Annotated in this window: 12 protein-coding genes; 6 read left to right on the top strand and 6 right to left on the bottom strand. The window is 69.0% G+C overall.

Annotated features, from left to right (window positions below):
* Positions 1-54 precede the first annotated feature (54 nt).
* Positions 55-810 carry a serine hydrolase gene (locus tag AB0H21_RS36255; RefSeq protein WP_358525919.1) on the top strand — a complete coding sequence of 252 codons (756 nt, stop codon included), beginning with the start codon at positions 55-57 and terminating at the stop codon, positions 808-810.
* A gap of 111 nt (positions 811-921) precedes the next feature.
* On the opposite strand, the gene AB0H21_RS36260 is transcribed toward AB0H21_RS36255, so the two are convergent.
* The gene (locus AB0H21_RS36260; RefSeq protein ID WP_358525921.1) at positions 922-1,359 is read right to left on the bottom strand and encodes a pyridoxamine 5'-phosphate oxidase family protein; all 438 of its coding nucleotides are present in this window, start codon (positions 1,357-1,359) and stop codon (positions 922-924) included.
* Between the two features lie 225 nt (positions 1,360-1,584).
* Between AB0H21_RS36260 and AB0H21_RS36265 the strand changes: the two genes are divergently transcribed.
* Together AB0H21_RS36265 and AB0H21_RS36270 are read left to right on the top strand one after the other, a co-directional pair.
* Positions 1,585-2,256: a CBS domain-containing protein gene (locus tag AB0H21_RS36265; RefSeq protein WP_358525923.1), complete on the top strand. Its 672-nt coding sequence runs from the start codon at positions 1,585-1,587 to the stop codon at positions 2,254-2,256.
* A 327-nt stretch (positions 2,257-2,583) separates the two neighbouring features.
* Entirely contained in the window at positions 2,584-3,459 is an 876-nt protein-coding gene (locus tag AB0H21_RS36270) for a universal stress protein (protein WP_358525925.1), read from the top strand.
* Between the two features lie 74 nt (positions 3,460-3,533).
* Here the strand turns inward: AB0H21_RS36270 and AB0H21_RS36275 are convergent, their stop codons facing one another.
* Together AB0H21_RS36275 and AB0H21_RS36280 are read right to left on the bottom strand one after the other, a co-directional pair.
* Complete coding sequence (locus tag AB0H21_RS36275) at positions 3,534-4,220, bottom strand: CBS domain-containing protein (RefSeq protein ID WP_358525926.1); 687 nt, start codon at positions 4,218-4,220, stop codon at positions 3,534-3,536.
* Between the two features lie 78 nt (positions 4,221-4,298).
* Positions 4,299-6,950, bottom strand: coding sequence for a GNAT family N-acetyltransferase (locus AB0H21_RS36280; RefSeq protein WP_358525927.1), 2,652 nt, complete (start codon positions 6,948-6,950; stop codon positions 4,299-4,301).
* A gap of 268 nt (positions 6,951-7,218) precedes the next feature.
* On the opposite strand from AB0H21_RS36280, the gene AB0H21_RS36285 reads away from it, so the two are divergent.
* A complete protein-coding gene (locus tag AB0H21_RS36285) occupies positions 7,219-9,135 on the top strand; it encodes a multicopper oxidase (protein ID WP_358525929.1) in 1,917 nt (638 codons plus the stop codon).
* Between the two features lie 359 nt (positions 9,136-9,494).
* On the opposite strand, the gene AB0H21_RS36290 is transcribed toward AB0H21_RS36285, so the two are convergent.
* Positions 9,495-9,923, bottom strand: coding sequence for a hypothetical protein (locus tag AB0H21_RS36290; RefSeq protein WP_358525930.1), 429 nt, complete (start codon positions 9,921-9,923; stop codon positions 9,495-9,497).
* Between the two features lie 14 nt (positions 9,924-9,937).
* Positions 9,938-10,615, bottom strand: coding sequence for a DUF433 domain-containing protein (locus tag AB0H21_RS36295; RefSeq protein WP_358525931.1), 678 nt, complete (start codon positions 10,613-10,615; stop codon positions 9,938-9,940).
* A 551-nt stretch (positions 10,616-11,166) separates the two neighbouring features.
* Here AB0H21_RS36295 and AB0H21_RS36300 point away from each other — a divergent pair.
* Both AB0H21_RS36300 and AB0H21_RS36305 read left to right on the top strand, forming a co-directional pair.
* Positions 11,167-11,688, top strand: coding sequence for an NUDIX hydrolase (locus AB0H21_RS36300; protein ID WP_358525932.1), 522 nt, complete (start codon positions 11,167-11,169; stop codon positions 11,686-11,688).
* A gap of 90 nt (positions 11,689-11,778) precedes the next feature.
* On the top strand, positions 11,779-12,765 hold the full coding sequence (locus AB0H21_RS36305) for a GlxA family transcriptional regulator (RefSeq protein WP_358525933.1): 987 nt from the start codon (positions 11,779-11,781) through the stop codon (positions 12,763-12,765).
* Positions 12,766-12,855: 90 nt separating this feature from the next.
* Here the strand turns inward: AB0H21_RS36305 and AB0H21_RS36310 are convergent, their stop codons facing one another.
* On the bottom strand, positions 12,856-13,101 hold the full coding sequence (locus AB0H21_RS36310; RefSeq protein ID WP_358525934.1) for a hypothetical protein: 246 nt from the start codon (positions 13,099-13,101) through the stop codon (positions 12,856-12,858).
* Between the last annotated feature and the right edge of the window lie 451 nt (positions 13,102-13,552).

The following is a 13,552-nucleotide window of genomic DNA, read 5'->3' on the forward strand; positions in this document are numbered from 1 at the left end:
CCCTCCTTCGCCCAATCCGCCCAAGCACCCGCTCTTCCCGGCCATGCCCAGCCCGTGAACAACGCGCCGGAGGTATTCGGGCGCGCCGTCTATCTCCTGGACGCCACCCGTGGCAAGGCCCTGCTGGACGAGAACGCCACGAAGCGAATGCCGATCGCGAGCCTCACCAAGGTGATGACCGCCTACGTCGTCCTCAAGGAGGCCAAGCCCGGCGACAGCGTGCAGATCCGCGGGGAAGACGTGCAGTACGCCGAGGACGGCGGCGGCACGACCGCCGACCTGCGCCCCGGCGACCGGATTCCGGTCAAGGAGTTGCTCTACGGCCTGTTGCTGCCTTCGGGCGCGGACGCCGCCCACGCGCTCGCCCGCTTCTACGGCCACGGCGTCAGCGGGTTCGTCGGCAAGATGAACGCCGCCGCCCGCCGGCTCGGGCTGTCCGACACCCGGTACGTCAACGCCGACGGGCTTCCCACCTCGGACGGTGACGGTTACTCCACCGCGAAGGACCAGGCCCGGCTCGCCGCGGCCGCGCTGCGTGATGAGACGTTCAGAACGGTGGTGTCCACGCGGAGCCACTCCGTGGACGAGTCAGAGCAGCACCAGGCCTACACCTGGACCAACACGAACAAGATGCTCGGAGAGCCCGGTGTGCTCGGCGTGAAGACCGGTTTCACCAACAACGCCGGTTTCTGCCTGACCTTCGCGGCCGACCGCGCCGGACACCGCCTGGTCGGCGTGATCCTCGGCGAGGAGATCTCCTCTCGACGCTTCGACACGGCCGCGTCGCTGCTGGACTGGGGCGCCGCCTGACAGCCGCCTGACAACGGACCGGCACGCGTCCACCGGCCACGGCCCCGGCGCACGTTCCGCTGACTCGGCCTCCGTCAGAGCCGTTCGACGTGTTCGAGATCCCTGTACCGGTCAGAGGTTGTGAATGCGGCGCCCGGTGATGCGTACCGGGATGACCCGGACGTAGTGGTCGCGGTCGCCGCCCGCCCATGGGCGCACGTCCACGTCGGCGACGGTGGAGACCTCGTCGTCGGGGATGTGGTGCGCCGCGCCCTGGATCAGGACGCTCCAGCCTTCCTGGGTGGCCTCCTCGATGTGGTCCACCTGGAACGCGATCTTGATGTCGAGTCCGCGGATACCGGACCGCAGGTCCTGGTCCATGGCGCCGCCCTCCCGCGTGCGGAAGACGACGGTGCCGTCGAGGACGCGGTAGTTCACGGGCAGGACCGTCGGCCCGGGCGCGCCGCTGAAGGCCACCCGGCCGATGCCGCCGGGGGAGATCAGGCTCAGGCACTCCTCCCGGTCCAGTTCTTCCAGCACGGCTTCGGGCGTGTTCGCGTTCTCGGACATCGGATCGTCCTTCCCTGTCGTCGGTGCGTTCAGTGTCCCGAGGCAAGATCCGGTCCGGTACGGCCGATGGGCTCCTCTCGGTGAGGACCTTCGGCATCGGAGCCCGCAGGGACGGGGTGCTTCCGGGCCACCATCTCACGACGGAAGCCCTTCGCGGCAGGGACGTTCGCCGCTGCCCCGCGCGATCACCTCCGAGCACGCTGGGAGGGCGAAGGAGGAGTCATCATGACGATCGAAGTCGGGCAAGTAATGGGCCGGGTGGGCATCGCCGTCCAGCAGGAAGCGCCGTTCGCCGAGATCCTGGCCACGATGAGGAAGTACGCGGTCGGCGCCGTCGCGGTCATCGATCGCGACCGCAGGCCGGTGGGCGTGGTCTCCGAGGACGACCTGCTGCTGAAGCAGGTCACACCCGCGCACGGGAACACGATATTGGTGAGTCACCGACGGCGGATCGAACAGCGCAAGGCCGGAGGTGTCCGCGCGGGAGAGCTCATGACCGCGCCGGCGATAACGGTCACTCCTGGTACGCCGATCCGGGACGCCGCTCGCCTCATGCACGACCACCACGTGAAGCAGCTGCCGGTCATCGACCCGGTGACGGGCCGGATAACCGGCACCGTGCACCAGTCGGACCTGCTGCGTGTGTTCGAACGCCCCGTGGAGGAACTTCGTCAGGAGATCGCCTCGGTGATCCACGACGGGTTCGGGGTCGACCCGGCGACCTTGTCGATCGGCATCGCCGGCGGTGTCGTCACCATCCGCGGGGCGATGGAATACCCCCTCGACATCTCCTCGCTGCTGGACGCGGTCCGTGAGGTCGACGGTGTCGTCGCCGTCGTCTCCCATCTGACCTGTCCGCCCTGGCGGGGCGACGTCGTCCTGCCTCCGCTCCTGTGAGCCCGATCTGGGACCCCGATGTGGCCGGCGCCCGGGCGCGGTGGACGCCGGCCACATCGCCGCCAGGCCACGGCGACTGTGTGAACGCACGCGAATCGTCCCGCCGCCGGAGGGACGAAGGTCCCGTCCGGTGAGGTCCGTGGGCTCTGGGGCCGGCATCCCCGATCGCTGGAGTCTTCCGAAAGCGCCCCCGAATCCTGGAGCTTCCCGATGGACGTCTACGACCGGACCTGGCCCGCCCAGGCGTAGGCCGGTCCCTTCACCGAACCCCCGACGCCGGCGGCGCTTCAAGGCCGGCCGCCGGTGACGACATCGATGGGAGAGAACATGTCCGACACCTCCGCATCCACATCCGGCCAGGACCGGACCGGCAAGCCGATCGTCGTCGGCGTCGACGGCTCCGACTCCTCCCTCGCCGCGGCGTGGTGGGCCGCCGAGGACGCCCTCCGCCGTGGCGCCGCGATCAGACTCGTGCACGTCCGCGAACCTCGGCCCGAGACGTCGCCGCCGCACCCCTGCGACGAGGTTCTCGACAGGGCGGTGGAGACGATCGGGCGACGATCGCCGGCCATCCCGGTGACCGCATTCCTCGCGACCGGTGAGGTGGTCGGGACGCTGCGCCAGGAGTCGGAGAACGCCGTCGAGACGGTGATCGGCAGCCGGGGGACCGGTGGCTTCACCGGTCTGATCCTCGGCTCCGTCGGGCTGGGACTGGCCGGTCACGCGGCCGGTCCGGTCGTGGTCGTGCGCCGGCCCGCCCCCGCGATCTTCGGTGAGATCGTCGTCGGCGTGGACGGCTCGGCGCACTCGGAGGCCGCCCTGGAGTACGCCTTCGAGCAGGCGCGACTGCGCCCCGCGAAGCTTCATGCGGTCTATACCTGGCCGATGCCCATGCTGTCGCCGTACGCCGCGGGCTACACCGACGTGGTCGAGGGCGGCTTCGCCGAGGGCTCCCGCAGGGCATGGGAGTTCGTGGCTCCGTGGCGGGACAAGTACCCCGATGTCGAGTTCCAGACGACCACTGTGTGCGGGTACCCCGTCTCGGTGCTCACCGACGTGTCCCGGACCGCCGACCTGCTGGTCGTCGGGTCTCGGGGCCTCGGGGCGGTCGGCTCCGCCCTGCTCGGCTCGGTGAGCCACGGCGTCCTCCACCACGCCCACTGCCCCGTCGCGATCGTCCGCCCCCACCCGGCCGGCCAGTGACCGTGACCCGACCGGAACGGCCCCCGGACGATGGGCCGGGGGCCGTTCTCATGCTCGGGTCTCAAGCTCGGGTCTCATGATCGGGCGGCGCTGGTCGGCCACTCCAGTTCGTCGATCACGTCGATCACTCCGTTGACCCGTTCGGCCATCTGGGCCAGTAGCCGCGCGTCACCGGCGGTGGCCATGCGCCCGGCCAGCGTCACGACGCCGTCGTCCACCGACACGTCGACCTCTGGCGTGTACGGCCAGAGAGCCCCGACGACGTCGCCGCGGATCTCGCCGGCGATCTCCTCGTCGCTTCTGAGGAACACCGTCAGCAGGTCGTGACGGCTGACGATGCCCTCCAGCCGGCCCTCGTCGTCCACGACCGGCAGGCGCTTGACGCCGTTCGCGCTCATCTGGCGGGCCGCGGTCACCAGCGAGGCATAGTCCTTGACCGTTATGGCGGGGCTGGTCATCAGCTCGGCGGCGACGTCACCGCGTGCCCGGTCCTCGGGGCCGCGACCTCGCCGCGCGAGCTGTTCGCGCAGCCGCGCGCTGAGGGGAGGCCGGTAGCCCTCGTGGTAGTACTGCCTTTTGAACTCTTCCTTGCGAAGCAGGTCGGCCTCCGAGATCATCCCGAGCACGTGCCCCTCGCCGTCGACCACCGGAACCGCGCTGACTCCGTGGTGGATCAGCACCTCGGCGACGTCCCGGAACGGCGTGCTCCCGTTGACGGACGCGACCTTCCTGGTCATGACGTCACGCACTTTCTTCCTCATGATCTGCCCCCCTGGAGCCGTCGAGCCCGACGGCGACCACTCCATCTCGTCTCATCCTCGAGGTTCCCCGCCAAGGCGTCAGCGGAGTCGTCGCCGGCATGGGGACGGGCGCGGGGCCGCGGGCGCGAGCCTGATCCGGGCGTCCACCGCCACCGCGCCGGCCGATGTGACGATCACCGGGTCAAGGTCGATCTCGGCGATCTCCGGCCGGTCGTCCATCAGCCGTCCGACCCGTACGATCTGGTCGGCCAGCGACGCCGGGTTCGCCGGGGGCCGCTCGCGGTACCCGGAGAACAGAGGCGCGCACCGAAGCTCGCCGATCATCCGCGCCGCCTCGGCCCGGTCGATGGGCGGCACGCCGAAGGCGCGGTCGGCGAGCAGTTCGGTCGTGACGCCGCCGAGCCCCACCATGACCAGCGGTCCGAACGCCTCGTGCGCGACGCCACCGATGATCATTTCGATGCCGTCCTTCGCCATGTGCTGCACGACCGCCCCGGTCATCGCGGGGCCGAGGCGCCCGGCCATCTCCCGGTACGCCTGCCGGACCTCCTCGGGCGTCCGCAGGTCCAGGAGGACGCCGCCGGCCTCGGTTTTGTGGACCAGATCGGGGCCACGTGCCTTCAGGACGGCCGGCAGTCCCACCCACGCGGCGGCCTCGGCGGCGGTCTCCGGCCCGTCGGCGCTCACCGAATCGGCCACCTGGACGCCGTACGAGGACAACAGGGCGGCCGCGGCGATGGTGTCGAGCCGGCGTCCCCCCGGGTGCGCGCGCAGATCTTTCCGGACGATCTCGCGTGCCGCCTGGACGTCCACGCGGATGGTGTCCTCGGGCGGTGTCGGCCGGGCCCGCCACGCGGCGTGGTCGGCGGCCTGGGCGAGGGCGTGGACCGCCTGCTCGGGGAAGGCGTAGCAGGGCACCTCGCCCTCGATCAGCCCGTCGTGTCCCATCACGCAGGCCACGACGGTCCGCCCCCGTCCCGCGGCGGCGGTCGCGACGGCCTTCCCGGTCGCGGCGAGGCCCGAGCCGAACGGAGGCGTGTAGACCACGAGCAGCGCGTCGACGGCCGGATCGGCCAGGACGATCTCGATCGCGGACGCGAACTCCCCGGCGTAGCCGTCCGTGCTGAGCTCCACCGGGTTGCGGACCGCCGCCGCGCGAAGGCGTGACCGCAGGGCCGCCTGCGTGGCGGGTGAGAGTTCCGGGACACTGAGCCCTCGCTGCTCGCACGCGTCGGCGGTCATGGCATCCGGGCCGCCGGAGTTGCCCACGATCGCGACCCGGCGGCCGGGCGGCAGAGGCTGGAAGGCGAGCAGTCGTGCGGTGTCCAGCATGCCCTGGACGCCGGTCTCGCGGATCACCCCGGAGGCGCGCAGCAGCGCGTCCACGCACACGTCGGGGGTGGCGACCGCAGCGGTGCGGGAGCGTACGGTCCTGTCGCCGGAGCCGCCGTGCCAGCTGCTCACGACGATGATCGGCTTGGTGGCGCTGATCCTGCGGGCGATGCGGCCGAACCGGCGTGGGTTGCCGAAGGACTCCAGATACATGCCGATGACACGCGTGGCGTCGTCGTCCTCCCAGTATTCGAGCAGGTCATTGCCGCTGACGTCCGCCTTGTTGCCGACGGAGGCGAACGAGGAGATCCCGAGGCCGAGCTCGCCGGCGCGCTCGATCATGGCGACGGCGACGGCCCCCGACTGCGACATGAGACCCAGCGGACCGGCGGGAGGGGAATCGGGCAGGAAACTGGCGTTGAGGGATGCGGCCGTGTTGGCGATCCCGAGGCAGTTCGGGCCGACCAGGCGCATGCCCGCGTCACGGCAGATCCGCAGCAGCCGTCTCTCCAGGGAGGCCTCACCGGCCTCGGCGAACCCCGCGCTCACCACCACCAGGCCGTGGACGCCGTGACGGGCGCAGTCCCGGGCGACGTCCAGGACGGTGTCCGCCGGGGTCGCCACCACGACGAGGTCCACGTGCGTCGGTACCGCCGCGAGATCGGGATAGGCGGGAGTGTGGCACACTTCCCTGGCACGGGGGTTGACCGGGTAGACGGGGCCGGGGAAGCGTCCGTCGATGAGGTTGCGCAGCACGCGGTGCCCGATGCCGCCAGGGTCCCGGCCGGCGCCGACGACGGCGATCGAGCCGGGGTTCAGCACGCGGGCCAGTGACGCGCGCTCCGCCTCGTGCATCCGCGTGTCGATCCTCCGCAGCAGGGCGGCGTCGGTTCCCGGGGTCAGGCGGACCTCGATCTCGCTCTGGTCCGACCGCCGCCTCACCGGGAGACCGAGATCGTCGATGACCTGGAGCATCTGGCGGTTCTCCGCGAGGACGACGGCCACCAGCTCCTGGACGCCGCTCTCGGCGGCGTCCACGGCGATCCGCTCCAGGAGCAGCATGCCGAGGCCCCGTCCCTGCGCCTGGTCGTCCAGGAGGATTCCGATGTCGGCATCCCGCGCTCGCGGGTCTGGGATGTATTCGGCCACGCCGACCACACGGCCATCGATCAGCGCGACCACCGCGTGGCCTCGGTAGGCGCCGCCGGTGAGCCGGTCCATGTAGGCGTGCGCCGTGGCGGCGCCTCCGGCGAAGAAGCGCAGATACGCCGAGCGCTCGGAGGACCTGGACACGAGTGCGTGCAGGTCTTCCCGGTCGGAGGCGCACAACGGCCGGATGTGGGCGATTCCCCCGTCGCGCAGGAGGACATCGCATTCCTCGTCGATGGGTTGCGTCATGATCCCACCCTCGGCCGATGCCGCTATCCGCCGCCAGGGTCGACAGTCCCTATCGTCAGGGCCCTATCGTCAGGGCCCTGACGTCAGGGTCGCTAGTCCTGGGCACGGCCCCACGTCAGGATGATGCCCGGCCCGTTGGGTAGATATGTCCATATATGGGGCTTTGTGGGCCGCGCGGGTTCATCCGCTCGGCGAGCGTGCGTCCTGCCACACCGCGCCGCCGCGGTCCACGCCTCCCTCGTACCCGGGCCGGTGAGGGGAGGCTGGGGTGTTCACAAGACGCGAATTCCTGAAGGCCACGATCGGCGGGACGGCCGTCCTGCTGTACGACCTCGGAAGAGGTGTGGCCCCCCTGGCCTTGCTGAACCCTCACGAGATCACCAAGTACGCCATGCCGCTGGCCGTCCCGCCGGTGATGCCGCCGCTGTCCGGCGAAGGCGAGCCGGTCGACCGGTACGTGATCGGGTCGCGCCGGCTCCGGCAGCGGATCCTGCCACCGGGCCACCCGCCCACCACGGTCTGGGGGTACGGAGCCGTGCAGGACCCGCGGACCTTCGCCAGCCCCGGCTTCACCATCGAGGCGATCGCCGGCCGCCCGGTCCGCGTCAAGTGGTCCAACGAACTGGTCGACGGAGACGGCGGTTACCTGCCGCACCTGCTGCCCGTGGATCCCACCCTGCACTGGGCCCACCCCGAGGGCGGCACCACCGGGCGGGACCGGCGCCCCCGCCTCCGCTCGGCGCCCGGCCGCTATCGGGGGCCGGTTCCGCTGGTCACCCACCTGCACGGCGGGCACAGCGCCGACCACAGTGACGGGTTCCCCGAGGCGTGGTACCTGCCCCGGGCCGGGAATCTGCCCGCCGGTTACGCGACCGAGGGGTCCTGGTACGCGGAGTTCGCCGCCCGGTACGCCGCCGCGCACGGCGGGTCCTGGAGCCCCGGGTCTGCGGTGTTCCACTACCGCAACGAGCAGCGGGCCGCCACGATGTGGTACCACGATCACGCGCTGGGCATCACCCGGCTGAACGTCTACGCGGGCCTCGCCGGCTTCTACCTGCTGCGCGGCGGCCCCGCCGACCTCCCGCCAGGCGTGCTGCCGGGCCCGGCGCCCTCGGCCGGGGACGGCGGGCGCGGCCCCTACCACGAGATCCCGATCGTGATCCAGGACCGGTCGTTCGCCGCCGACGGCTCGCTGTTCTACCCCGGGAGCCGTGTCTTCTTCGACCGCTTCCGCGGGCCGTACATCCCACGCAGCGACATCCCGCCCATCTGGAACCCGGAGTTCTTCGGCACGGCGATGATGGTCAACGGCCGCACATGGCCCTTCCTGGAGGTCGAGCCGCGCAGGTTCCGCTTCCGGTTCCTGAACGGGTGCAACGGCCGTGTCCTGGACCTGAAGATCGTGGCCGACCCCCTGGCCAGGCGTCCCGCGCCTGCCGCCCTGCCCTTCTGGCACATCGGCTCGGAGGGCGGCTTCCTGCCCGCTCCGGTCGAACTCGGCCGCGTGCTGATCGCCCCGGCCGAGCGGGCCGATGTGATCGTGGACTTCACCGGCGTGCGGCCCGGCACGGAGCTCTACCTGATCAACGAGGGCCCGGACGGCGCGTTCAAGGGCGACCCCCACGCGGCGCCGGCCGACCCGTCCACCACGGGGCAGGTGATGAAGTTCGTCGTGCGGGACGCGCGGGGACCCGACCGCAGCGTGCCGCCCGACCGGCTCACCCTGCCCCCGCTCACGCCGCTCGGACCGGCGAGCGTGACGCGAAGGCTCGCCCTGGTGGAACGGGACTCGGCCGTCGTGCACGGCGTCGGCCCCACGGCCGTCCTGCTCGGCACCGTCGATGGACGGGGAAGGCCCTCGCCTCGCATGTGGTCCGACCCGATCACCGAGAACCCCGCCGTGGGCGCCACCGAAGTATGGGAGATCCACAACTTCACCCCGGACGCCCATCCCATCCACGTGCACGAGGTCTTGTTCCACGTCCTCGACCGAAGGCGCCTCGGCGGCGACCCGCGGCCGCCCGAGCCGTGGGAGCGGGGGTACAAGGACACGGTCATCGCCTATCCGCGCCAGATCACCCGCATCGTGGCGAACTTCGACCGCGCGGGCCTGTTCGTCTGGCACTGCCACCTGCTGGAACACGAGGACAACGAGATGATGCGCCCCTACCGCGTCGGCCCCTGAGAGCCGCGACTCCGGTGGAGTCCCCCGACCTGGTCGGAGTGGTCGGCGTCAGGTGGCTTGAGGGGCGTTCGTGTGGGGGGACAGGTGCCATCGGCACCAGACCGTCTACGGGGTTCCGGTCGCGTAGGCACCATGGTCCCGGGGGATAGAAGGCGCCCGACCCGGTCGAGTCTCACACCTGCGAAACGTGGTAACCCCGTCGGGGTCCTGCCGCGCGATGCGGCGGGTAGTAGCCCATCCGCGGCATCGCGAGACGTCCTTGGCCGCTGCTCAGGGTCTTCTCCTCGGATGAGCAGTTCTGACGTGCACACAAGGCTGCTCGGCGGCTCAGGCCAGTGGGTGCCCTCTCGGGGCTCACCCTATTGGTCGCGATGTCTGATCTTCATGTCACTGAGCTTGCCGTCGTTGACCGCCATGAACCAAGGCCCCGGACCGCGTTCCTTGATCTCTCGCTCGATGTCATTCCAGCGGCGCGTGAGCAGACACATGGTGTCCCAGTTGGACAGGTCCTTCTTCCCGGCGATCCAGAACACGCGTAGCCCGTTCTCCGCATAGAGCATGGCCTTCGCATGCTTCGTACGGATGCGCTTGTCGCGCGTGATCACCACCAGTTCCTTGGCCGCGACCTTGGGAATCCACTCGTCATCCAGCGTGCCGAGAGGCACTTCGGGGATGAGCCGATGGTTGGTATGGATGACGTCCCGGCGTAGCAGGGCCAACGCCCGGCCGACGCCGAGGGAGGTCTCGTCGACAAAAAAGCGCAAGTTATGCGGATCTGTGGGGGGCACGACTTTCCAGAAGATCAGGCGCTGCGGCGCTTCTCGAACAAGACGGCATCGCGTACCTGTTCAGGCGACAGGTCGTACAACTCGGAGATCAACTCTTCGGAGTCGCCCGCCCTGACCTGCTCGGCGATCACTTCGGTGGGGACGGATCGAACCGTCGGCTCACCGAACGCCCGCAGTGGATCGATCTTGACTTCGGGGAGCGTCGGATCGGGAAGCATACGCACGGCGGTTCCGTCGTCGAACTCCATGGCGTTGACGAAGATCTCGACCGGATCGGCCATGACGAGTTGACCGATGCGCACGACCACGAGCAGCAGCTCGCTTTGCAGGCCGACCTGCTCCTGGACCCGCTGGACGAGCTCTTTGCCATGAGGCGTCACGAAATTCGCGGAGTGGGCGAGGGGATACTGTGACCGGGTCTCGCCCCGCAGCTTGGCTATGGCCGGTCGCATGTTGATGATGGGGACGCCCGCGTTGCGGTAGCCGGCCAGTAAGCGGGTCTCGACGAACTCTCCCCACGTCGCCAGCTCTTCGCCGGTATGGCGCTGCCGGACAACCGGATCGTAGGCGCGACCATTGCGGGTATATCCGTCGACCCAGCGACGTGCGGTGCCTGAGCGCAGGCCGAGCAGACGATCGACCTGCGACATTGTGTAGGTCGGCCGTGCGAGGAGGTCGACGACGACGCTCATGTTGCGCATCATCCCATCTGTGCGCTCTTTGCAAACCCTGAACCCCTGAAGAGCCTGAGAATTACATCACAAAATCTCGATCTCGCCGAACGGGTTGACTAAATTGCGGTCCGATTTATGGCTTATCGGATGCAGGGCAACTAATCTCTCATGTCTACTTTTTGGATTAGTGTCCGTTTCTTTAGTGAATAGGTGAATATCAGCTGCTCTCGCTGGGTTCAAGGCGCGCAGGTCGTTTGGAGGGACTCGGCTCTGGTTGCGTGCCCAGGGGTGAGGTGATCCTCGCCGGAGTGCGGGCGTCCGCGAAGCTGGGCGAGGAAGTTTTGTAGGCCTCCGAAGCGCTACTCCCGTGCGGCCGGTCGAGGGTGCGGCTTGTGTGCGCGGACTTCCGCGGCGAGTCTTTCCATTGCGGCCTCCTTCTCGGAGTCCGACCGCACCGGTAGTGGGCTGGCAACGCGCCGAAGTCACGGCCCTGGCCTGCCAACCCCCCGCCGAACCACCGCGCTGCGGGAGCCGGTCACGAAAGCATCCGTAATGGAGGAGACCTCGACATGTCCAACATCATCAAGCGCAACGCCCGCGCCATCCTGCTTGACGGTAACGAGCTGATCCTGATCAAGCGGAGCAAGCCCGGCCGCGACCCGTACTGGGTCACCGTCGGCGGGGGCGTCGAAAATCAGGACGACAGCATCGAAGCGGCACTGAACCGCGAGGTGTTCGAGGAACTGGGCGGCAAGATGGACCGGGCGGAGCTGGTCCACCTGATCACCGACGAACTGGAGGGCGGCATCGGCGTGCAGCACATCTTCGCCGCCCGCCTGACGAGCATGGACCTGTCCGCACGAACGGGCACAGAGTTCTCCAAGCCGGAGCGCGGCGGGTACGAGATCGTCCGCATCCCGTTCACGGCCGAGGCGGTCGGCGAGCTCGACCTCATGCCGCCGGAGCTGGCGGACTTCGTGGCGGGCAACATCGACGCGATCGTCTCCGTCCTCGACCGGCCGGCGCCACATCGGCAGGCCGGAGGTCCGGAAACATCGTCTGGGCGTCGCAGACCAGGAACCGTGGCGTGAGCACCGGACCACAACACCACCCCGGCCACATGCGAAGACCCAGTAGCCCCGGCGGTGTGATGAACGATTCCGCAGTGCAGTATTGCCGAGGTGAGAACCCATTCGATACTCGTCATCCTGTTCGACGGAGTACAGCCCCTCGATGTGGCGGGGCCTCTGGACGTGTTCTCGGCGGCAGCGCGCTTCACCGGAAGCGCGAGCACGCCTCCCTATATCGTTCGCACGGCTTCGCTTGGAGGCGAGACCGTACGGTCCGCCGGGGGTCTGCGGCTGGCTCCTGATCTTGATTTGGCTGATGTCGAGGATCCCGACCTTCTTCTCGTACCAGGTGGGCCGGGCGTGGGAGACGTCGACAACCGACTCGTGACATGGCTACGCGAGCGTGCCCCTAACGTGAAGCGTGTGGTGTCGGTGTGCACCGGGGCGTATCTCTTGGCTGAGGCCGGGCTGCTCGATGGCCGCAGAGCGACGACTCACTGGGCATCCTGTGACTACCTCGCGAGCAACTATCCCCAGATACAGATTGATCCGAGCCCGATCTTCGTCCGGGATGGCTCCATCTCTACGTCGGCGGGAGTGACGGCCGGGGTGGACCTTGCTATGGCCTTGGTCGAGGAGGACTTCGGTCGCGCGGTGGCACACGAGATCGCTCGGCTCCTGGTGGTCTTCTTGCGTCGGCCAGGCAACCAGGCACAGTTCAGCGTGCCGCTTTCGGCGCAGATCGCCCGCTCGGATCCGCTTCGTGAGGTCCAGTACTGGGCCGTCGCCAACCTGGCTTCCGACCTGTCGGTTCCTGCAATCGCGCAGCGCGCCGGCTTGTCCACCCGTCAATTCGCTCGCGCGTTCGCCGAGCAGGTCGGGATGACCCCAGGCCGCTACGTGGACCTCATCCGTCTGGAGGCCGCGCAGCGCATGCTGACAGACACTCGCGACGGCGTAATCCGTATCGCGCGCCGTTGCGGATACGGGACGCCGGAGGCGATGCGTCGCGCGTTCATGCGTGAAGTCGGCCTCTCGCCCACGGAGTACCGCCGTTCATTCGCGAAGTCGTCGACGCTCAACCCTGACCCTCGATAGGACGACGTCGGCGATCTACTTCGGAGCCGAGCGCCCTACACGGAAAGCCGCCATCCAACGGCGTTGTCGTCATGACTCGATGTCATTCGGTTATCCGCTTGGGGCTGGGCGGACTCGGTAGGTGACCAGGTCGCGGGTGACGCGGCGACCGTGATGGCCGGGCCGGCGTGCCTGGTAGCGGTGCCAGGCCTTCTTGAGCGTGCGTGGCCAGACGCGGGGGGTCGCGTTGGGGATCAGCCGTTTGAGCAGGCGATTGCGGGTGCGGGTGATCGCTTTGGCCAGGCGGCCAGGGCGTACGGGCTCCTTGGCCCGCCACACCGGCGCCGCCGGATTCACAACGCAGGACGGCGTCCTCCCATCCGGACAGCGATGGCCTTCCGGACGGCGATGGCCGTCCGGACGGCGATGGCCTTCCGGACGGCGATGGCCTTCCGGACGGCGCGCGACCGGCAGTAGCCGCACCGTCTGCTCGCGTCTTCCCGATCTACGAGATGGCAGATTTGTTGGTCTGCATGACATAGACGTCATGGGTGGGGCGCTTTTACGCTTGGTGATCCAACGGTTGATCGGAATTGAGGCACTGCATGACCCTGACGTCACGTCGACTTTTCTGCGCCGCGCCGGCGCCTCGGCTTTCGGCCCGGTAAACCGAGCAGGTACGAATGTGCCCCTGGGCCGTGATCGCCGGAACGTGATCGACTTCCTGGTTCTGCGACGGCTCGAGTGCTGGGCCTGTTTGGACGATCGGGCCGTGGTGGCGCGAATCGTGTCGCTTGTTCGAGGCTAT

Source organism: Sphaerisporangium sp. NPDC051011 (genome assembly GCF_040653595.1).
GTDB lineage: Bacteria > Actinomycetota > Actinomycetes > Streptosporangiales > Streptosporangiaceae > Sphaerisporangium.

Excerpts from the sequence above, each read along its gene's own strand:
- AB0H21_RS36300 (WP_358525932.1), top strand. The coding sequence starts at position 11,167 with ATGTCCAACATCATCAAGCGCAACGCCCGCGCCATCCTGCTTGACGGT.
- AB0H21_RS36260 (WP_358525921.1), bottom strand. The coding sequence starts at position 1,359 with ATGTCCGAGAACGCGAACACGCCCGAAGCCGTGCTGGAAGAACTGGAC.
- AB0H21_RS36280 (WP_358525927.1), bottom strand. The coding sequence starts at position 6,950 with ATGACGCAACCCATCGACGAGGAATGCGATGTCCTCCTGCGCGACGGG.
- AB0H21_RS36295 (WP_358525931.1), bottom strand. The coding sequence starts at position 10,615 with ATGAGCGTCGTCGTCGACCTCCTCGCACGGCCGACCTACACAATGTCG.
- AB0H21_RS36265 (WP_358525923.1), top strand. The coding sequence starts at position 1,585 with ATGACGATCGAAGTCGGGCAAGTAATGGGCCGGGTGGGCATCGCCGTC.
- AB0H21_RS36270 (WP_358525925.1), top strand. The coding sequence starts at position 2,584 with ATGTCCGACACCTCCGCATCCACATCCGGCCAGGACCGGACCGGCAAG.
- AB0H21_RS36275 (WP_358525926.1), bottom strand. The coding sequence starts at position 4,220 with ATGAGGAAGAAAGTGCGTGACGTCATGACCAGGAAGGTCGCGTCCGTC.